Source organism: Rubrivirga aquatilis, from assembly GCF_046845665.1.
Lineage (GTDB): Bacteria > Bacteroidota > Rhodothermia > Rhodothermales > Rubricoccaceae > Rubrivirga.
This window is the reverse complement of record NZ_CP177355.1, coordinates 3,419,386-3,437,661: the sequence shown is the minus strand read 5'-3', so window position 1 is coordinate 3,437,661 and position 18,276 is coordinate 3,419,386. Positions and strand designations below refer to the sequence as shown.

Here is an 18,276-nt window from a genome sequence, read left to right as displayed (position 1 = left end):
CGGGTGGGGGACCGCCGACCGGCGCCCGGCGTTGAGGGCGGCCCCCGACCGCCTCTCATGCCCTTCGCCACCTGGTTCGTCATCGCCGGCCTCTTGCTGACGCTGATGGCGCTGGCGAAGACGTCGCTCACACGGCTGCCGCTGTCGGCGGCCCAGCTGTACCTGTTGGTCGGCGTCGGGATCGGCCCGCTCGGCATCGGGCTGCTGGTGATCGACCCGATCGACCAGGCCGGCGTGCTGGAGGTGCTGACCGAGATCGCCGTCATCCTGTCGCTGTTCGCGGCGGGCCTCAAGCTGCGGACGCCGCTCAGCGACGGGCGGTGGCGGCTCCCGCTCCGGCTGGCGACCGTCTCGATGACGCTGACCGTCGCCGGGATCACCGCGCTGGGTGTGTTCGGGCTGGGCCTGCCGATCGGTGCGGCCGTCCTGCTCGGCGCCGTGCTCGCGCCGACCGACCCCGTGCTGGCGTCGGACGTCCAGATCGAGAACCCCGACGACACCGACCGGCTCCGGTTCTCGCTGACCGGCGAGGCCGGGTTCAACGACGGCGCCGCGTTCCCGTTCGTGATGCTGGGCCTGGGCCTGCTCGGGCTCCACGACCTGGGGGCGAACCTGGGCCGGTGGCTGGCGATCGACGTGGTGTGGGCCGTGCTCGGCGGGCTGGCGATCGGGGCCGGGCTGGGGATGGCCGTCGGGCGGCTCGTCGTGTACCTCCGCCGGACGCACCGCGAGGCCGTCGGGTCCGACGACTTTCTCGCGCTGGGGCTCGTCGCGCTCGCGTACGGCGTCGCGCTGCTGCTCTCGACGTACGCCTTCCTGGCGGCGTTCGCGGCCGGGCTGGCGCTGCGGTTCGAGGAGCGCCGCGAGACGGGCGACGAGGCGGCCGCAGACGTGGAGGCGATGGCCCGAGAGGGCGAGCAGGAGGAGGTCGCCGTCGACGCCCACTCGGCGCCGGCGTACATGGCCTCGGCCGTCCTCGGGTTCGCGGAGCAGCTCGAGCGGATCGGCGCCGTCGCGCTCGTGGTCTTGGTCGGCGCGCTGCTGCACCGGGCCAACTGGACCGTCGACGCGCTGTGGTTCGTCCCGGCCTGCCTCCTCGTCGTCCGCCCGCTCGCGGTGTGGATCGGGATGGCGGGCTCCCACACGACCGGGCTCCAGCGCGAGCTGATCGCGTGGTTCGGCGTCCGCGGCATCGGGTCGGTGTACTACCTCATGTTCGCCGAGACGCACGGCCTCAACGACGGCTTCTCGGACCTGCTGCTCGGCCTCGTCCTCACCACCATCGCCGCCAGCATCGTCGTGCACGGCCTGTCGGTGACCCCGGTGATGCGCTGGTACAGCCGCCGCGCGAGGGGCGAGGAGGCGAAGGCGGCGGCGGGGGAGGGCGTCTGACGCCGCACGCAGGCCGTCCACTCCTCCGTTCCGGCTACCCCTCGACCTCCCCGTAGCCCGCGCGGACGTCGGCGCGAAGGGCGTCGGCGTCGGCGGACAGGCGGGACACGTCGGCGGCCTGCGCGTCGAGCGCGGCACGCGCGTCGAGCGCCAGCTTGGCGACGGGCCGGACGAGCGCGCGGACCTTGCCGATCGCGTCGTCGACCTCGGAGTCGAGTTCGCGCTCCAGCCCGGACCGCAGCTCCTGGCGCAGCGTCGACACGCGCGCCGAGAACTCGCGGACGGCGCGGCGGCGCTGGGCGGGGAGCACGATAAAGCCGAGTGTCGCGAGGGCGCCCGTCGCCAGGATCCCACCCGTCAGGTCGAACGCGGTCGTCATGATGAGCACGACGGCCACGGCGCCAATGCCGACGGCAGTGGCGCCACTGACCGTCAGCGCCGAGCGCGCGTTTTCGAGCAGGCGCCGGGCCTCCTCGCCCATGTCGTACTGATCGATGGTCCGCTTGGCCTCGCGCAACACGTCGCGCAAGACCTCCTCGCGGTCGTACATGAAGCCACCCTGGGCCGTCGCGTCGTCGCGGCGGAGGTCCGCCAGCCGGGTGTACGTCTCGTTCCACAGCTCGAACACGCGGCGGAGTACGGCGTCGGCGGCCTCGCCCAGGCGCGTCTCGATCCGGCGCTCGGCGTCGCGGACGACTTGGCGCTCGAACTCCTCCCGGAACGCATTGCGGTCGCGGATGAGGTTGAGCCGCGACACCCGGATCGTGTCGTCGAGAAAGCGGACGCCGCGCGTCTCCATCTCCAGCAGCTCGCGGTCCACGTCGGAGACGGCGCGGGCGACGGTCTCGTCCATCCCGGCGCGGACCTCGGCAAAGCGGCCGTTCAGCGCGGCGATCTCTAGCTCATCCGACGCCAGCACCCCGCGCTGGTCGTCGAGCCGGGCCGCCACGTCCGCGAGGAGCGTCCGCGCGGCGTCGAGCGGGGCCGTCAGCTTGAGGGCGACCCGGGCATCGTCGGTCAACGTCTCGGTCAGGAACCGCTCGAACGGCGCGAAGCGGGAGGCCTGCCAGCGCGGGTCGGCGTGGACGGCCGCGTCGGTGTCGTGGTCGAGCTTGGCCTGGAGCGCGAGGCGCCCGGCGACGGGGAAGAGGATCGGCGGGCGGGCGTTGGCGATCCCCGCCTCGGCGAAGATCCGCGCCAGCCCGTCGCGGACGTGGTCCAGCACCTGCGCCAGCGCCGCCTCGGTCTCCGCCAGGTCGGCCTTGTTGACGATCACGACGAGCCGCTTGCCCCACGCGCCCCGGATGTACTCGAGAAACTGCCGCTCCGACTCCGACAGCGGCCGGTCGTAACTCGTGACGAACAGCACCAGGTCGGCGCGCGGGATGAAGTCCTCCGTCAGCGCCTGGTGCTCAAGGACGATTGAGTTGGTGCCCGGCGTGTCGACGACGGACAGGCCCTCGAGAAGCGGGTGGTCGAGCCGGCGCTCGGTCACAAAGTCGCCCCGGCGGTGCGTCGCGTCGGACGTGCCGTGGCGCAGGACGGTGATCTTGTCGGTCGTCGGGACCGGCCCTTCCTCCATCACCGTCCGCCCGAAGAGCGCGTTGACGACGGTCGATTTGCCGGCGTTGAACTCGCCAGCGACCACCAGCAGGAACAGCTCGTCGAGCGCGGCGGCGAGGTCGGCGAGGCGTCGGCGCGTGGCGTCGGGCGCAGCCGTCCGGTCGAGGAGCGCGCCCAGGGATTCCAAGAGGGACCGCTCGCGGTCGAGGAGCGCCTGGGCGGCGCGGGCCGGGGAATCCATCGGGGAGTGGGGAGCGCGGTTGAAGAAGGTACGCGGCGGCGTTGGCGGGGCCGTTTAGGGCCGCCCGGTTCATTTCCGGGCCGACGTTTCGGGGTGGGGCACGGAACCACAGGGAGGCCCAACGCTTTGGAGCGGACCGGCGGGCCCACACCCGCCGCCCGCTTTTCTCCCCCCGACTCCCCTCTCTGAGGTTTTACATATGCTCCATCTGGCACTCGTTGGCCTGTTGGCCGGAACGCTCGCGCTCGGTACCCCCGGCGACGACGACAAGAAGAAGAAGAACCCCGACCCGCCCACGGCCGAGAACGCGACGCCTGGCGTCTTCGAGACGGCTGCGGCCCCCCGCTCCATCACCTCCGACACGTACGCGCTCGGCCGCCCGGTCGCTGCGGCGCCCATCAAGCTGTGGGCCTCCTACGCCTACGGCGAGGCTGAGGAGATCTGGGACACGAACGGCGACGCGACCGACCTCACGGTGGCCACCACCGGTGGTGACATCATCAGCCAGCGCATCAACGTCGGCGCGCAGGTCAACTTTATCAGCTTCCCGGCCTTCCGGCTCGGTGCTGGCGGCGTCCTGACGGTTGCCAAGAACGAGTTCGTGCAGCAGGGCCCCAACAACTCGCAGTTCACGAACCCGATCGGTGGCATCGAGAGCGACTTCGGCCTCCAGGGCGTCAAGGTCTTTGGCACCGCCCGTGGCAACGTCGTCGGCGTCCACGGCGGCTACATCTTCGACCTCGGGTCGGAGCGGGAGAACGGCGAGCAGGCCCGCGCCAACACCCCGTTCGGTGAGCAGCCGCTCTCGATCGACGCCAACGGCAACGTGACCGCCACGGCGGCCGTCGCCGGCAACCCCGCGTTCAAGCCGCTCTTCCTCCCGGCGACGCTCTCGAACTCGGACGGCCGCGACGCCATCACGTTCGGCGCGGACTTCGACTACCCGAGCGAGCGGTTCCGCCTCTTCGGTGGCCTTGACGCGTACCTGCTTCAGGGCATCGACGACGATCCCGAGACGGCGTTCGACGAGTCGTCCCTCGACGGTGACGACCTGCTGAACTTCATGCTTGGCGCCGGCTTCAAGTTCAGCTTCTTCGAGCTGGGCGCTGCGCTCCAGATCCAGACGCGCCACTCCGGCCCGACGGTCGACAACGTCGGCACGACGGCGGGCATCGGTGGCCACGCGGGCACCATCGCCCCGTACATCCGCATCTCGCCGCCGAGCCTCCCGGCCTCGCTCTTCATCAAGGGCGGTGTCCAGGAGGAGTACACCGAGTACGGCTACGCCATCGGCGGGTCCAACTCGGTGAAGCCGGCGATCGGCTTCACGGCTGGCCTTGCGGTCGGCTTCAACTAAGTCTGACTTCGGTCCGACGTGGGGCCGCCCGGTGTACTGCCGGGCGGCCCCTTTTTTTTGCTGACCATGCGCCTCGCGACCCTCATCCTCGCCCTGGTGGCGGCCGGCTGCGCCGGTCCGTCGCCGCTCCCGACCGGCCCGGACGCGCCGGTCTCGGCCCGCGCCGTCGCCGCAACGGCCGACTCGCTGGCGACCGGCGACCGGGCTGCCGCGCTGGGCCGCGCGCTGGCGCGGGCGGGCATCACGCCGTTCGGCGACTACAGCCTGCGGACTGAGTCGCCTCAGTTCGTCGTCGGCACGCCGCCGATGCTGGGCGGGTACATCCCCGGCGAGCACCCGGTCGGCCGGCCAGAGCTGGTCGTCGTGGCCGTGTCGATGGCGTCGGACGCCGTGCCGGCGGTCGTGGAGGCGATGCGCGTGGTCGTGGAGCGATCGCACTGGGGAGGCACCCCGGACCGGACGGTGCTGGTCGCCTTCTGGACCGGCGCGCGCGGGAGCGACGGTTTGCGCCAGCCGCTCTCGGCCGGGCTGTGGCCCCGTGCCCTGGTGCGTTCGCTGGTGACCGTCGGCACCGCGCCGGACTCGCTGGCGGGGCTGCCCGTCGTCTCCGTCCCCGACGCCGACGGCCCCGCGCTTGCGGTGGCCCTCGTCGACGCGATCACCCGTACCGCTCGCTACACGGCACCGCCCGACACCCTCTCCACCCGATGACCCTCGCCTGGACCACTGACGCCGCCACCGCCGACGCCGCTCGCGCGGTCAAGCTCACCCTGTTCTGGGGACTCGACGGCGTCGTGCTCCGCTCGCTGGGGGGGGCTCGGGTGCCAAACATCGCCGAGGCCTCGCTCCGGCGTCGGCTCGACGACGACGAGGTGCCCGTCATCGCGCTCGACCCCGGCCTGTTTGAGGCCCCTGCCTCGGCGCGTGCGGCCTGGCTCAACGACCTCGACCGGCTCGCGGAGGTGGCCGCGTTCGGCGACCGGCTCGGGTGCTCGCTGGTGCGCGTCGGCGCGCTCGGCGGCCCGGGGTCGGCGCAAGCGCTGGCGCAAGCGGGGGACCGCGCCGCCGCGCTCGGGCTGACGCTGGCCGTCCGCAACGAGGCGGGCACAGTCGCGCCGACCGGCGCGGCGCTCGCGGCGCTCCTCGCCGAGGTGTCCCACGACGCCGTCGGGGCCGACTGGCGGCCCGCGGACGCGCTGGCGGAGGGCGAAGCGCCCGCCGACGGGCTCACAGCCCTGCAGGCGTCCGGCGCATCGATCGCGTGTGTGGGCGCGCACGACGGCGTGCCGGGCGACGCCTGGCAAGAGCGGCGGATCGGGGAGGGCGAGGTCGGGTGGTCGGCCCACCTCGCGGCGCTCGCGGCGGCCGGCTTCGACGGGCCCGTCGTGATCGACGCGCTGCCCAAGCCCGTCCGCGCGTCCGGCCTGGCATCGGCGACGGCACTCATCCGCGCGGCGCGAGCGGCGACACGATAGCTTGCGGCCGTGACTGCCGCACTTCCCCGGACGACCGCCCCGACCCTCTCGCTGACCCACCGACTCTGGTTCGGGTGGGTCATCTTCTGGGCCGGGTTCTTCACCCTCACGATGAGCCCGGGGCTGGTGATCCACTCCGCGATGGCGCCCACCGCCCGGACGCTCCGCGCCTGGATGCGCCCGTGGGCCCGCTTTCTCCTGGGGATGTCGGGCATCCGCGTCGAGACGATCTGCCGGGCGCCGCTTCCCGAGGGGCCCGTCGTCTTCGCCTCGAACCACGTCAACTCGCTGGACATCCCGGCGGCGATGATGGGGCTGCCCCGCCCGTTTCTCTACGTGGCCCGTCACGAGCTTCGCACGTGGCCGTTGGTGGGCTGGGTGCTCGAGAAGTCCGCCTGCCTGTTCATCCGTCGCGACAACCCGCGCCAGGCCGTCGCCGACCTCCAACGGGCCGCCGAGCGGATCCGCGGCGGCGACTCGGTGCTGCTCTATCCCGAGGGCGGGCGGAGCCATTCGCATGCGCTGGAGCCGTTCATGAGCGGCCCGTTCGTGCTCGCGATCCGGGCCGGCGTGCCCGTGGTGCCCGTCACGCTCGTCGGGCAGGCCGGCGTCATGTCCCAGACCGACAAGACGGCATGGCCGGGGACGACGTGGTGCGTCATTGGCGAGCCCATCCCCACCGACGGCCTCCAGCGCGGCGACGCCGCCGAGCTGTCCGCCCGCGTCCGCACGGCGATCGAGGCGGAGCTGGCGGGGATCGGGGAATGACAGCGGGGGGTCCCCCTCTGACCGAGCGTCCGGCTCGCGCTCCGTTGTGCCGGTGTCCCCCCTCGGCGGGCTCCTATCTTCGCCCCATGCGTCGTGCCGCCCTTCTGCTCTGCTTCGCCGCCCTCACCGGGTGCGTCGGCGACTGCACCTTCGAGACGTCGCGCACGGTCACCACGGGCGGCCTGCTGGTGGCCGACGGCCGCGCGGTCGGCGACACGCTCACGGTCGCGTTCGTAAGCGACGCCGGGCCCGGCGTGCGGGTCGAGGTCGCCGACAGCGCCCTCGTGGCCGGCGCCACGCCCGACGGCGCCGTCGAGGTGCTCTACGACGCCACCGCCATCGCGCTCAGCGGCGACTACATCCCGCGCCCGTTCGCGGCGACGGTCGTCGGCGACACCGTCTACGCGTACATCTCCGGCACGCTCGACGTGATGACGCAGGTGTGTTCGCCGCCCGATACGGCGGTCCACCTGCTCGTCCGCGAGATCCTGCTGCCCGACGGCGTCGTGGGCCGGACCACCGTGATCTCCCGAACGGAGGTGCCGATGGCGGCCACCGCGGCCGCCGCGCGCGCGCGTCGCACGTCGCTCGTTCGCGCCTAGCCCTCCATCATCCGCCGCTGTCGCGGCCGCACTGCACATCTCATGGCCAAGTCGAGGAAGAGCCGCCCGGGGGCGTCCGGGGGACCGGCACCGCTGGAAGGCAACGAGGTCTGGAAAAAGCGCTCGCGCGTGCGCCGCGCGGGCCCGGTCTCGCGCGAGACGACGTGGTGGGATTCCCGGCCGGGCTGGCTCCAGCACGCGATCTGCCTCGGCTTCCTGCTGATCGTCGCCGTCGGCTTTTTCGCGCCGACCACGATCGGCGGGCGGACACTCGTCGGCGGCGACACGGTCCAATGGGCGGCGACGGCCGAGGCGATGCTGGCGTACGAAGCCGACACGGGCGTCCGGCCCGAGTGGGCGCCCAACGTGTTTGGCGGGATGCCCGGCACGATGATCCTGGGCGGCTCACGCGTCCCCGGGGCCGACACCGTGATGAACACGCTGCGGCGTGCGGGCTTGTGGCCGGTCGCCCACTTTTTCGCGCTGCTGGTCGGGACGTACCTGCTCGTGCTGTCCCTCACGCGGTCGAAGCTGGCAGGCGTGGTGGCCGGCGTCGGCTACGGGCTGTCGACGTACCTGCCGCTGATCCTGACGGCGGGCCACAACACCAAGTTTATCGCGCTGGCGTACGCGCCGTGGCTGCTGCTCGGCTTCGCAGCCGTCATCCGGCGCGACGCCGAGACGGGCTGGCTCAAGAGCGTGTTCTTCGCGCTGATGTTCGCCATCGCCGCGGCCCTGAACCTGCGCGCGGGCCACGTCCAGATCACCTACTACGTCGTGCTCGCGGCCGTCATCTGGTGGGTGGCCGAAGGGTTCGCCGCCTTCCGCGACGGGGCCGGGAAGACGTGGCTGGCGTCGACCGGCCTGCTCGCGGTCGGCTCCGTGCTGGCGCTCGCGATGGTGGCCGACCCGTACCTCATCCAGGCCGAGTACAAGGCGTTCACGACGCGCTCGGCCGGGCCGGGCGGCGGGCTCGCGTGGGAGTACGCGATGATGTGGAGCCAGGGCTTTGGCGAACTGCTGACGCTCGTCATCCCGAACGCGTACGGCGGCGGCGGGCAGACGTACTGGGGGGCCAAGCCGTTCACCGCCGGTCCGCACTACGTCGGCCCCGTCATCGCGCTGCTGGCGGCGATCGGCGCGCTCGGCGTCGTCCGGCGGTCGGTCGCGGCGTTTGGGATCGGCGTCCTCGTGTTCGTGGCGTTCGCGCTGGGCGAGAACCTGCCGCTCGTCAACCGGATCGCCTTCGAGGCGCTCCCGCTGTTCGACGCCTTCCGCGTGCCCGAGACGTGGCTCTCGGTCGCCGTGCTGCTCGTCGCGCTGCTGGCGGGCTGGGGCGCGTACTACGTCCAGCGGACCGAGATGACGCCGGAAGCCGACCAGCGCAAGCGCCGCGTCGCGCTCGGCGCGGGCGCCGTGCTGGCGATCCTGATCGGCGGGCTGTGGGTCACCGGCGGCGGCCCGCTCACCTTCGAGAAGCCCGACGAGGGCGTCCAGATCGCCGCGCTCGCCGCCCAGCAGGCCGGGCTGTCACCGGCCGACCCCCAGGTCCGCCAGATGACGGCCGGCTACCTCGCCCAAGTCGAGGGCGAGCGCGCGTCGCTGTTCGCCGCCGACGCGGGCCGATCCCTCCTGCTGCTGGCGCTGGCGCTGCTGATCGTCGCCGCGCACCTCTGGGAGCGCATCCCCGGGTGGGTCGCGATCGCCGCGCTGGCGCTGCTAACCACGATCGACCTGTGGGGCGTCGGGAGGCGGTACTTCAACGAGGACGACCCGTCGCTCCGCGTCAACAGTCGGATCGAGTCGCAGATCCAGCCCTCGGCGGCCGACCAATACGTCTCGGCGCGTGTCGACGAGGCGGGCGGGCCGGGCCGGTTCCGCGTGCTGCCGGCCAACTGGGCCACCAACGCCGTCCCGTCGTACTTCTACGAGTCCGTCGGCGGCTACCACGGCGCCAAGCTGGCGCTGATCCAGACCTACTTCGACCACCTGCTGCCCGACGACTCGACGGGCCTCAATCGCAACGCGCTCCGGCTGCTCTCGACGCGCTACGTCGTGCTCCCGGGCGTCGTCCCGGGCTTCGACCCCGTCTTCCAGGACCCACAGACGGGCCTGGTCGTCGGCGTCGACTCGACGGCCCTGCCCCGGGCGTTCTTCGTCGACTCGGTCGCCGTCGCGCCGGACGATGAGGCGCTCTTCCCGATCCTGCGCGACCCCGCCACCGACCTGTCCCGCGTCGCCTACGTCTCCGACCCCGGCGACCTCGACGTGTCTGGGCTGACGGGCGCCGCGCCCGACTCGGCCGGCGCGAGCGTCACGATGGAGCGGTTCGAGCCCGACGAGATCGTCTACAACGTCTCGACGGACCGCCCACGCCTGCTCGTCTTCAGCGAGGTCTATTACCCCGCGGGCTGGACGGCGACGATCGGCATCGACCCGACACCGATTGTGCGGACGGACTTCCTGCTGCGCGGCGTCCCGGTGCCGGCCGGCGACCACATCGTGACGATGCGCTTCCGGCCGGAGTCCCGCAGGCGGGGCGTGATGATCTCGTGGGCGGCGACGGTGCTCGCGTACCTCGGCGCGCTCGGCATCGGCGGGCTGCTGTGGTACCGGCGCGGACAGGCGGCCGGGTAGGGGGCGGGGATTGGGGATGGAGATTGGCCCGCCGCCTCCGCCGTCGGGTGATGGCGTGTACCCTGAGGGTTCTCCGCCCGTCCCCCCATGTCCGTTCGCGCCAAGAAATCCCTCGGCCAGCATTTCCTGACGGACGGCGGCGTGATCGCACGGATCGTCGCGGCGGTCGGGGCGCCCGAGGGCGCGCCGGTCGTCGAGATCGGCCCCGGCGAGGGCGCGCTCACCGCTGATCTGCTGCGCCGCTACCCGGACCTGATCGCGCTCGAAGTCGACGCCGAGGCCGTGGGCCACCTGCGCCGCCGGTTTCCCACGCTCGACGTCCGCCACGTCGACGTGCTCGACGCGAATTGGCGCCAGCTGGGGCGAGCGGGAAGCGGGGAGGGGGAAGGGGCTGAGTCCGACGACGCGCCAGCTGGTGAGGACCCCCAGCCTCCGGCCCTTCACGTCGTCGGCAACTTGCCGTACTACATCACGTCGCCGATCCTCTTCGCGCTGCTGGAGGCGCGCGAGAGCGTCGCCCGGGCCGTGGTGATGGTGCAGAAGGAGGTGGCCGACCGGATCGTGGCGGGGCCCGGGAGCAAGACGTTCGGAACGCTGTCGGTCTATTTCGGGCTCTACACCCGGGCGGAGTTGCTCGTCGATGTCCCCCCGCCGAGCTTCCGCCCCCCGCCCAAAGTCGACAGCGCCGTGGTGACGCTCGACTTCGACGTGCCCGGGCCGGACGTAGCTTTCGAGGCCTTGCAGACGGTCGTTCGTGCGGCGTTCGGGAAGCGCCGGAAGATGCTCCGTAACAGCTTGTCCGGGGTCGCCGCGGCGGCGGGCGTCGAGGTGCCCGAGTGGGCCGCGACGCGCCGGCCCGAGGCGCTGGCGCCGGAGGAGTTCGTCCGCCTGGTCCACCACTTCGCCTGAGCCGCCCGTGATCGAGAACGCCCCCGCATCCGACGCCCCCACGCTCGTCGACGAAGACCTCGTCGACGCGGTGGCCGGGCTGGTCGACGCCGGCCACCGGGGGCACGTGCTCAACATCGTGGCCGACCTGCGGCCGGCCGACCTCGCGTCGCTGCTGCAGCACCTGCCGGCCGACACCGCGCACGTCGCCTTCCGCTGGCTGCCGGACGACGTGACGAGCCGGATCCTGCCGGAGCTGGAGAGCGCCGAGCGCGTCGACTTCCTTGATGGCCTGTCGACCTCGGAGCTGGTCCTGCTGATCGATCCGCTGGCGTCGGACGACCAGGCCGACGTGCTGGCGGACGTGGACGTGACGCAGGCCGACGACGTGCTCGTCCAGCTGGAGGACTCGTCGGACGTGGAGGCGCTGCTGAGCTACGGCGACGACACGGCCGGCGGGCTGATGGCGACCGAGGTCGTGGCCGTCCCGCTGACGGCGACGGTCGCCGAGGCGACCGAGGCGGTCCGGGCGAACGCCGAGGCCGTCGACCCCGTGTTCGCGGTCTACGTCGTCGACGAGGAGGAGAAGCTGGTGGGTGTGATCTCGCTCAAGGGCTTGCTGCTGTCGCCGGCCCACACGGTCGTGGCCGAGATCGCCGAGTTCGACCCGGTCGCCGTCGAACCGGACCTCGACCAGGAGGACGTGGCCCGGATCATGGAGCGCTACGACCTGGTGGCCCTGCCGGTGATCTCGGCAGGCCGCCGCCTCTTAGGCCGCATCACCATCGACGACGTCGTCGACGTGATCCGTGAGGAGGCGGAGGAGGACCTGCAGCGCTCCGTCGGCATCACGGGCGAGGAGGAGCTGTCGTCGAGCGTGTTCGCAGTCAGCCGGGGGCGGCTGGTGTGGCTGCTGCTGGGGCTGGTGGGCGCGTACGTGTCCGGCCTCGTCATCGTCGGGTTCGAGGAGGCCCTGACGGTCGCGCCGGTGCTGGCGCTGTTCATCCCGATCGTGATGGCGATGGCGGGGAACGCGGGCATCCAGTCGTCGGCGATCGCGGTGCAGGGGCTGGCCTCGGGCGACCTGTGGCGGAGCGACTTGGCTCGGCGCATCGGCAAGGAACTGGGCGTGGCCATCATCAATGGCATCGTGCTGTCCCTCGCGCTGGGCATCATCGTGATCCTGTCGGGCTTCGGCGACGACACGCAGCGGCTGGCGCTGACGGCGGCGCTCGCGCTGCTGATCGTCATCGTGTTGTCGACGCTGATCGGGGCGACGGTGCCCCTCGTGCTCAACCGCATCGGCATCGACCCGGCCCTCGCGATGGGCCCGTTCATCACGGTGAGCAACGACATCCTGGGCCTGACCATCTTCTTCGCCGTCGCGACAGCGCTGTACCTGTAGGGATTGGGGCCTGGGGGTTGGGGATTGGGGGCTCGGCCCCGGACGGTCACCTTCGGCTCCAATCCCGAATCCCCAACCCCAAATCCCAACAACGATGTCCACCCTCACAGCCGTCCGCACCGCGACGGGGCTCGCGCTCGCGTCCGACGCCCTCACCACGTTCGACGACTTGAAGCTGCCGCCCGACCTCGACGCGGCGGGGGAGAAGGTGCTCCGGGTCGGCGACGCTCTGGTGGGCGTGGTCGGGTATGCCGCGCACCATCTGGTGCTGCAGGACGCCTTCGAGCGAGCCGAATTCGTCGACCTGACGAGCCGGCGGGGCATTTTCGAGACGTTCCGGGGGCTGCACGAGGTGCTCAAGGACGAGTACTACCTCAAGCCCGAGACGGGCGAGGATGGCGACCCGTACGAGAGCAGTCAGGTGTCGCTGCTGATCGCCGCGCCGACCGGCCTGTTCGGGGTCTACGACATGCGCGAGGTCCACGAGTACACGCGGTATTGGGCGATGGGCTCGGGCGCGGCGTTCGCGCTGGGGGCCATGCACGCGCGGTGGCACGACGCCGAGTCGGGCGCCCTCGACGCCGGTGCGCTGGCGGCGCTGGGCGTCGAGACGGGGTGCCGGTTCGACGCGTCGTCGGGCGGGCCGGTGACGGTGTACGAGGTGGAGGGGTAGGGGCCGATCGCGATCCGCCCCTACGTCCTGGCGGGGCGCACGACCGTGTTGGTGACGCGGGCGAGCGCGAGCTCGGTGCCGTCGGGGGCGGAGACCGTCGCGTCGAAGATGAGCTGGCGGCCGGCGCGGGCGACGAGACGGGCCTCGACCTCGAGGTAGGCCAGGTCCGGCGTGGCGGGCGCGAGGTAGGTCATGGTGAGGTGGGCGGTGACGCTGGGGGCGGCGACGAGGTAGCTCAGCGGGCCGACCACGTTGTCGACGGCGGCCGCCAGCATGCCGCCCTGCATCAAGCCCATCGGGTTCTGAAACTTCTCCAAGAGCGGGAAGCGGGCGACGAGGGCGGCGCCGACCCCGTCGGCGGGGCGGTAGTCGCGGATCTCGGCCTCCATCTCCAGGAGCACGGGCGGCGGGAGGCGCAGGCCGTCCGCCCCGGCCGCCTTCATGGCGTCCATCAGCGCGTCGGGGTCGATGGGGGACAGGGACGGGACTGACATGGCGAGGGTGGGACCGTCGCCAGACAACGCCGCCGCCCCGTTCCCGGTCCGCTACCGCTGGACGGCGCCCTCCGGCAGCCCGCGCGCGACGGCGTCGACGAGCCGGTTCGCCCGCCAGCGGTTGACGCCGAGATCGGAACGGCCGACCCGCGCGGCGCTACGGACCCAGAGCACGGCGCCGCTCGGGGCGCTGTCGACCTCGACGGCGACCTCGTCGACGAACGGCCCGATACGGACCGTCGCGAGCGCGCCCGTGGGCGTATCGGTGACGGCTTGGGGCGATCCGGTCAGGCCGCCGGTGCTGGCGAGGGCGCGGCGGGCGGCGGCGCGGACGTCGGCGGGGGGCGCGGCGACCTCGACGCGCAGGCGGGCGCAGGTGGGCGTGTCGGGGCAGACCGCGACGGGGGCGTCGGTCTCCGTCGCGTCGGGGCGCGAGCCCAGGAGACGGCTGGCGACCAGGCCGAGCGCGACCACGCCGACGCCGATCAGCACGCGCCGCGTGGTTTTGGTCACTGTGCCGAAGTGCGGGTCACCGGCATGCCGGGCTGGGCGTCCTCGAACTCGCGGCCGTCGTTGTACTTCGAGGGACACTTGACCAGGATGTGCTCGGCCTCGAAGACTTCGCCAGCGGCGCCGGTCGTCATGCGGCCCTGGACGACGACGCGCTCGGCGTCCTCGAAGTTGGCGGGCTTGGGGTTGGCGTAGACGACGGAGCGCGTGGTGCCCGAGGTGTCGGCCATGACGAACGAGAAGACGTTGCGGTCGGGGTCGTAGCTGGTGGGCGCCTCGCGGAGCCAGGTGCCGACGACGTGGGCCTTGCGGCCGCTCTCAGCGGCGTCGTCGAAGGTCTCCCAGCCGGAGACCTGGTTGCCGAAGCTGGTGACGACGAGGAAGCCGAAGATCCCGACGAAGGCGATGCCGAGGAGGGTCGTGGGGCGCATGTCAGGGTCGGTGAGGACGGGGTACAGGGTACGCCAGCCGTGCTAGCGGGTGGCGTCGCGGGCGTCGAGGTCGCGCTCGATGCGCGCCAGGCGGCGGTCAGTGCGGACCAAGAGGGCGAGGACGCCGATCCAGACGATGAGCACGACGGCGAGCACGACGGGCAGCTTGTCGTCGACGAGCATGACGCGCTCGATGCCCTGGGGCTGCGCCGTCGTCGCTTGCACGGCGTCGGCGTCGAGCACGGCGATGGTGGTGTCGGCCTGGAGCAGCATCACGAGATCACGGGGGGAGCGGCGGCGGCCGGTGTTGCGAGCGCCTCGGTGCGCAAGCCCGCGACGGTGGCGCGGGTGCGCTGGGTGTAGAGCCACCAGCCGAGCATCAGGAACCCGACGGCGCTCGCGTAAAAGATCCACCGCATGTCGGAGGCGATGTCCATCTCGGAAAACGCCGGGTTGCCCTCGGCGCCGGGGTGCAAGCTGGCCATCCGGCGGGGCAGGACGTAGGTCAGGAACGGCATCGTGGCCGTCGCGAACAAGGCGTAGACGGCGGACAGGCGGGCGCGCTGGCGGGGCCGGTCGAGCGAGCCTCGGAGCACGAAGTAGGCGCCCGAGATGAGGAGTTGGACGGCCACCATGTTCTGGCGCGGTTCGGGGCTCCACCACAGGCCCGTCCCCTGGTACCACGTAAACCGGGCCCAAACGACGCCGGTCACGAGCGCCGTCACGCCAGCGACGGTCGCGACCATCCAGGCCGCTTCGGAGCGGGCGTCGTGGACGGGGCGGCCGGTCGCGAGGTAGCGCCCGGCTTGCCACGCGCCGACGAGCGCGAAGGCGTAGAGCACGAACCACATCGGGACGTGGAAGTACAGATTGCGCGCGGTCTGCTCCAGGATCGGCAGCGCCGACACCGGCCCCAGGATGCCGAGCACGAGCGCGACGGTCACCCAGACGGCCGCGACGACGCCGAAGAGGCGGTACGCGAGGCCGTAGCGGGGGAGGGCGAGGTCCATGGGGCGGGGCACGTCTCGGGAACGGGCATGATCCGCCCGGCGCGCGTGGGGGACCGTGAAAAGGGGGCAAGAGGGGAACGGGGGTCGGCGAACGGCCACCGGGGATCTCTGGAGCCCGGTCGCCTCGACCGCCCGTACCCCGCAGCGGGCGATCGCTCCGGTGGGCAGGGCACGGCGTCTTGGCCATGGCCCCCGTTCGCCGATGGCCGTTCGCCGATCCCCTCAGTCCCGCCACACGTAGTCGAACAGCACGAGCGAGGCCGACACCAGCAGCCCGGCGTACGACGCCAGCAGGATCAGGTCGTCCGACGCGGCCGCCCAGGCACCGCTGGCGGAGCCCGACGCCAGCTCGGTCAGGGCGACGGCGGGGATCAGGACGGGGACGAGGATCGGGAACGCGAGCACGGGCAACAGCGGCCCGGCGGCCCGAGCACGCGCGACGAGTGCCGAGAGCAGCGTCGTCCCGGCGGCAATGCCGATGGCGCCGAGCGCGCACCCGGCCACCAGGATGCCCGGCGCCTCGAGCGGGACCGGCACCAGGATCCGAAACCCGAGCGCCGCGAGCGTGACGACGCCCAGCATCAGCGCCGCGTTAAAGACCAGCTTGCCGACGTAGACCTGGCTCGGATGCAGGTGGAGCTGGAGCAGGAGGGACGTGCCGCGCTCCTCTTCGGCCACGAACGCGCGGCCGAGCCCGACGGCGGCCGCGAAGACGACGACGATCCACAGCAGCGCCGCCGCGATGGGGACGGTCGGCACGCCCCGGCCGAGGGCGACGCGCACCAAGATGAGGGACGCGGCCACGAACAGGCCCAGCCCGCTCAAGGCGACGCGGGTGCGGAGTTCGAGGCGGGCGTCGTTGGCGACGACGGCCCAGGCGCCGGCAAGCCAGGTCACGGGGAACGGGGGGTGGGGCGGGAGGATAGCACGGGCCCCTCTCCACGCCCGCCCGTGCCCGCCCCCTTTCGCGACCGGATCGTCGCCACCCTCCTCGGCTCCGCCCTGGGCGACGCCCTCGGGATGCCCGTCGAAGGGCTCGCCCACCAAAACGTCCGCACCTACTACAAGGGCATCAAGGAGCCCCGCGCGGACGAGAAGCGCAAGGACCTCGGCGTCGGCCAGTGGACCGCCGACACGCAGCGCGCGCGCGCGCTGGCGCGCGCCCTGGCGACGGGCGCGCCCGACAGCCCCGAGGAGGTCCGCATCGCGTTCGCCGCGGAGCTGGCGTCGCTCGACCTGCGGCGGCCTGACATCGTGTCGCCGAGCAGCGCGGGTGCCGCGATGGCGGCGCCGTTCGGCGTGCAGGCGCGGCTGCGTGGCCTGAAGGACCTCGCGAGCGCGCGGTGGGCCGGCCTGCTGTTGAAGGAGATCGATCCGAACCCGGTCGCGCATGTCGCCACGGCCGCCCAGGTGGCCGCCATCCGCGTCTGCCTCGGGAAGGACCCCGACGGGATCGCGGGCCCGGAGATCCTGTCCGCCGCCCTCATCGCCGCCCGCGACGCCGAGCGCTTGCTGGGCGCCGACGACCGCGTCTCGCGCCGGCTCGCGGACGTGTCCGGCCACCTCGACGACTTCCCGCTCGACTTGCAGGACCGCTGCGGCGGGGCGGACTCGCCCGCCGACGAGGCGTTCCCGTTCGCCGTCGCGATGGTGGCCCGGTCGCCCGCGCTCGTCGAGTCGACGTTCCTGTCGGCCGTCAACGTCGGCGGCGACGCGGCGGCGGTCGGGGCGTGCGTCGGCGCCATGCTCGGGGCGATCCACGGGACCGAGGCCTTGCCGCAAGCATGGCTGGCGCAGCTCGAGGACGCCGACGGCATCCGCGCCGAGGCCGAGGCGCTGGCGGATGCTCTGGGCGGGTAAGCGAAGACAAGACGAGAAGGGAAGGCACGCGCCCCCCGCCCCGCACGGCGCCCCGCAAGCCACTCATTTGACCGACGACCGACGACCGACGACCGACGACCGACGACCGACCCACACCAGACTCACCGACCCACCGACCCATGGACCTCACCGGAACCGTCACCGTCGTCACCGGCGCCAGCCGGGGCATCGGCCTCGCCATCGCCCGCCGCTTCGTCGACGCGGGCGGCCACGTCGCCGGGCTCGCGCGCTCGTCCGACGCCCTCGACCAGGCCTCAGACGTCTTGGGCGACCACTTTACCGCCGTCGTCTGCGACATCACCGACGCTGCCGCGACGAAGGACGCCATCGACGGCGTCGCCAAGGCACACGGCCGCTTGGACGTGCTCGTCAACAACGCGGGGCTGGGCCGCTTCGACGACGTCGACGCGCTCGGCCTCGACGACTGGGACGTGCAGGTCGACACCAACCTGTCGGGCGTCTTCCACGCCACGCGCGCGGCGGTCCCCCACATGAAGGCGCAGGGCGAGGCGCGCGGCGCGGACGAGACGGCGGGCTTCATCGTCAACGTCGCCAGCATCGCAGGGCTCGTCGGCAACCCGCAGCTCAGCGCCTACAACGCGACGAAGCACGGCGTCCGGGGGTTCTCGGACGCGATCATGAAGGAGCTCCGGCCGTTCGGGATCAAAGTCTCGTGCCTGTACCCGGGCTCCGTCGCGACCGGCTTCAGCGACCGCGAGAACCCGAATGCGATGAGCCCCGAGTCGATCGCCGAGACGGTCGCGCACGTCGTCGAGGCGCCGCACGGGACGCTGATCTCGGAGGTCGTGCTGCGGCCGATGGTCGGGCGGAAGTAGCTCGCTGCGCCCGCAGGACTGGGGAAATGGGAAAGGGGAATGGGCAGGCGGGTGGAATCCTTGGCGCCATCCGCTCAGCACGGTCATCTTGCAATCCCTCATCCCCGATCCCC

Annotated in this window: 19 protein-coding genes; 12 read left to right on the top strand and 7 right to left on the bottom strand. The window is 72.4% G+C overall.

Going from position 1 to position 18,276, the window contains the following annotated elements:
* Positions 1 to 57: 57 nt before the first annotated feature.
* Entirely contained in the window at positions 58 to 1,392 is a 1,335-nt protein-coding gene (locus ACLII4_RS15210) for a cation:proton antiporter (RefSeq protein WP_412068252.1), read from the top strand.
* Positions 1,393 to 1,426: 34 nt separating this feature from the next.
* Here the strand turns inward: ACLII4_RS15210 and ACLII4_RS15205 are convergent, their stop codons facing one another.
* Positions 1,427 to 3,196: a dynamin family protein gene (locus ACLII4_RS15205; RefSeq protein ID WP_412068251.1), complete on the bottom strand. Its 1,770-nt coding sequence runs from the start codon at positions 3,194 to 3,196 to the stop codon at positions 1,427 to 1,429.
* A gap of 199 nt (positions 3,197 to 3,395) precedes the next feature.
* Here ACLII4_RS15205 and ACLII4_RS15200 point away from each other — a divergent pair, with 199 nt between their 5' ends.
* The 9 genes from ACLII4_RS15200 to ACLII4_RS15160 all read left to right on the top strand — a co-directional run bounded on the left by ACLII4_RS15200 (position 3,396) and on the right by ACLII4_RS15160 (position 13,001).
* Positions 3,396 to 4,553 carry a hypothetical protein gene (locus ACLII4_RS15200; protein ID WP_412068250.1) on the top strand — a complete coding sequence of 386 codons (1,158 nt, stop codon included), beginning with the start codon at positions 3,396 to 3,398 and terminating at the stop codon, positions 4,551 to 4,553.
* 66 nt (positions 4,554 to 4,619) lie between these two features.
* A complete protein-coding gene (locus ACLII4_RS15195) occupies positions 4,620 to 5,264 on the top strand; it encodes a hypothetical protein (protein ID WP_412068249.1) in 645 nt (214 codons plus the stop codon).
* On the top strand, positions 5,261 to 6,028 hold the full coding sequence (locus ACLII4_RS15190) for a sugar phosphate isomerase/epimerase family protein (protein WP_412068248.1): 768 nt from the start codon (positions 5,261 to 5,263) through the stop codon (positions 6,026 to 6,028). Before ACLII4_RS15195 ends, ACLII4_RS15190 begins: the two co-directional genes overlap by 4 nt.
* A 9-nt stretch (positions 6,029 to 6,037) precedes the next feature.
* On the top strand, positions 6,038 to 6,796 hold the full coding sequence (locus tag ACLII4_RS15185; RefSeq protein ID WP_412068247.1) for a lysophospholipid acyltransferase family protein: 759 nt from the start codon (positions 6,038 to 6,040) through the stop codon (positions 6,794 to 6,796).
* Positions 6,797 to 6,882: 86 nt separating this feature from the next.
* Entirely contained in the window at positions 6,883 to 7,398 is a 516-nt protein-coding gene (locus ACLII4_RS15180) for a hypothetical protein (RefSeq protein WP_412068246.1), read from the top strand.
* Positions 7,399 to 7,440: 42 nt separating this feature from the next.
* Entirely contained in the window at positions 7,441 to 10,035 is a 2,595-nt protein-coding gene (locus ACLII4_RS15175; protein WP_412068245.1) for a hypothetical protein, read from the top strand.
* 87 nt (positions 10,036 to 10,122) lie between these two features.
* A complete protein-coding gene (rsmA, locus tag ACLII4_RS15170) occupies positions 10,123 to 10,944 on the top strand; it encodes a 16S rRNA (adenine(1518)-N(6)/adenine(1519)-N(6))-dimethyltransferase RsmA (protein WP_412068244.1) in 822 nt (273 codons plus the stop codon).
* 7 nt (positions 10,945 to 10,951) lie between these two features.
* Entirely contained in the window at positions 10,952 to 12,328 is a 1,377-nt protein-coding gene (gene mgtE, locus ACLII4_RS15165) for a magnesium transporter (protein WP_412068243.1), read from the top strand.
* A 94-nt stretch (positions 12,329 to 12,422) separates the two neighbouring features.
* A complete protein-coding gene (locus tag ACLII4_RS15160; protein WP_412068242.1) occupies positions 12,423 to 13,001 on the top strand; it encodes an MFS transporter in 579 nt (192 codons plus the stop codon).
* Between the two features lie 20 nt (positions 13,002 to 13,021).
* On the opposite strand, the gene ACLII4_RS15155 is transcribed toward ACLII4_RS15160, so the two are convergent.
* From ACLII4_RS15155 to ACLII4_RS15130, 6 genes are all read right to left on the bottom strand, one after another.
* Positions 13,022 to 13,495, bottom strand: a complete 474-nt coding sequence (locus tag ACLII4_RS15155) for a PaaI family thioesterase (protein ID WP_412068241.1) — start codon at positions 13,493 to 13,495, stop codon at positions 13,022 to 13,024.
* A 51-nt stretch (positions 13,496 to 13,546) separates the two neighbouring features.
* Complete coding sequence (locus ACLII4_RS15150) at positions 13,547 to 14,008, bottom strand: DUF1499 domain-containing protein (protein ID WP_412068240.1); 462 nt, start codon at positions 14,006 to 14,008, stop codon at positions 13,547 to 13,549.
* Positions 14,005 to 14,436 carry a cytochrome c maturation protein CcmE gene (locus ACLII4_RS15145; RefSeq protein ID WP_412068239.1) on the bottom strand — a complete coding sequence of 144 codons (432 nt, stop codon included), beginning with the start codon at positions 14,434 to 14,436 and terminating at the stop codon, positions 14,005 to 14,007. The genes ACLII4_RS15150 and ACLII4_RS15145 overlap by 4 nt, the downstream gene beginning before the upstream one ends.
* 42 nt (positions 14,437 to 14,478) lie before the next feature.
* Positions 14,479 to 14,709, bottom strand: a complete 231-nt coding sequence (locus tag ACLII4_RS15140; RefSeq protein WP_412070571.1) for a CcmD family protein — start codon at positions 14,707 to 14,709, stop codon at positions 14,479 to 14,481.
* Positions 14,709 to 15,446 carry a cytochrome c biogenesis protein CcsA gene (ccsA, locus tag ACLII4_RS15135; RefSeq protein WP_412068238.1) on the bottom strand — a complete coding sequence of 246 codons (738 nt, stop codon included), beginning with the start codon at positions 15,444 to 15,446 and terminating at the stop codon, positions 14,709 to 14,711. The genes ACLII4_RS15140 and ccsA overlap by 1 nt, the downstream gene beginning before the upstream one ends.
* A gap of 222 nt (positions 15,447 to 15,668) precedes the next feature.
* The gene (locus tag ACLII4_RS15130) at positions 15,669 to 16,343 is read right to left on the bottom strand and encodes a heme exporter protein CcmB (RefSeq protein ID WP_412068237.1); all 675 of its coding nucleotides are present in this window, start codon (positions 16,341 to 16,343) and stop codon (positions 15,669 to 15,671) included.
* Positions 16,344 to 16,397: 54 nt separating this feature from the next.
* Here ACLII4_RS15130 and ACLII4_RS15125 point away from each other — a divergent pair, with 54 nt between their 5' ends.
* Both ACLII4_RS15125 and ACLII4_RS15120 read left to right on the top strand, forming a co-directional pair.
* Positions 16,398 to 17,306: an ADP-ribosylglycohydrolase family protein gene (locus tag ACLII4_RS15125; protein ID WP_412068236.1), complete on the top strand. Its 909-nt coding sequence runs from the start codon at positions 16,398 to 16,400 to the stop codon at positions 17,304 to 17,306.
* A 140-nt stretch (positions 17,307 to 17,446) separates the two neighbouring features.
* Positions 17,447 to 18,163, top strand: coding sequence for an SDR family oxidoreductase (locus ACLII4_RS15120; protein WP_412068235.1), 717 nt, complete (start codon positions 17,447 to 17,449; stop codon positions 18,161 to 18,163).
* The last annotated feature ends 113 nt before the right edge of the window (positions 18,164 to 18,276 follow it).

Bases quoted from the DNA above. Each gene is read 5' to 3' on its own strand.
- ACLII4_RS15210 (WP_412068252.1), top strand. From the start codon at position 58: ATGCCCTTCGCCACCTGGTTCGTCATCGCCGGCCTCTTGCTGACGCTG.
- ACLII4_RS15205 (WP_412068251.1), bottom strand. From the start codon at position 3,196: ATGGATTCCCCGGCCCGCGCCGCCCAGGCGCTCCTCGACCGCGAGCGG.
- ACLII4_RS15200 (WP_412068250.1), top strand. From the start codon at position 3,396: ATGCTCCATCTGGCACTCGTTGGCCTGTTGGCCGGAACGCTCGCGCTC.
- ACLII4_RS15195 (WP_412068249.1), top strand. From the start codon at position 4,620: ATGCGCCTCGCGACCCTCATCCTCGCCCTGGTGGCGGCCGGCTGCGCC.
- ACLII4_RS15190 (WP_412068248.1), top strand. From the start codon at position 5,261: ATGACCCTCGCCTGGACCACTGACGCCGCCACCGCCGACGCCGCTCGC.
- ACLII4_RS15180 (WP_412068246.1), top strand. From the start codon at position 6,883: ATGCGTCGTGCCGCCCTTCTGCTCTGCTTCGCCGCCCTCACCGGGTGC.
- ACLII4_RS15175 (WP_412068245.1), top strand. From the start codon at position 7,441: ATGGCCAAGTCGAGGAAGAGCCGCCCGGGGGCGTCCGGGGGACCGGCA.
- rsmA (WP_412068244.1), top strand. From the start codon at position 10,123: ATGTCCGTTCGCGCCAAGAAATCCCTCGGCCAGCATTTCCTGACGGAC.
- ACLII4_RS15160 (WP_412068242.1), top strand. From the start codon at position 12,423: ATGTCCACCCTCACAGCCGTCCGCACCGCGACGGGGCTCGCGCTCGCG.
- ACLII4_RS15155 (WP_412068241.1), bottom strand. From the start codon at position 13,495: ATGTCAGTCCCGTCCCTGTCCCCCATCGACCCCGACGCGCTGATGGAC.
- ACLII4_RS15145 (WP_412068239.1), bottom strand. From the start codon at position 14,436: ATGCGCCCCACGACCCTCCTCGGCATCGCCTTCGTCGGGATCTTCGGC.
- ACLII4_RS15140 (WP_412070571.1), bottom strand. From the start codon at position 14,709: ATGCTGCTCCAGGCCGACACCACCATCGCCGTGCTCGACGCCGACGCC.
- ccsA (WP_412068238.1), bottom strand. From the start codon at position 15,446: ATGGACCTCGCCCTCCCCCGCTACGGCCTCGCGTACCGCCTCTTCGGC.
- ACLII4_RS15120 (WP_412068235.1), top strand. From the start codon at position 17,447: ATGGACCTCACCGGAACCGTCACCGTCGTCACCGGCGCCAGCCGGGGC.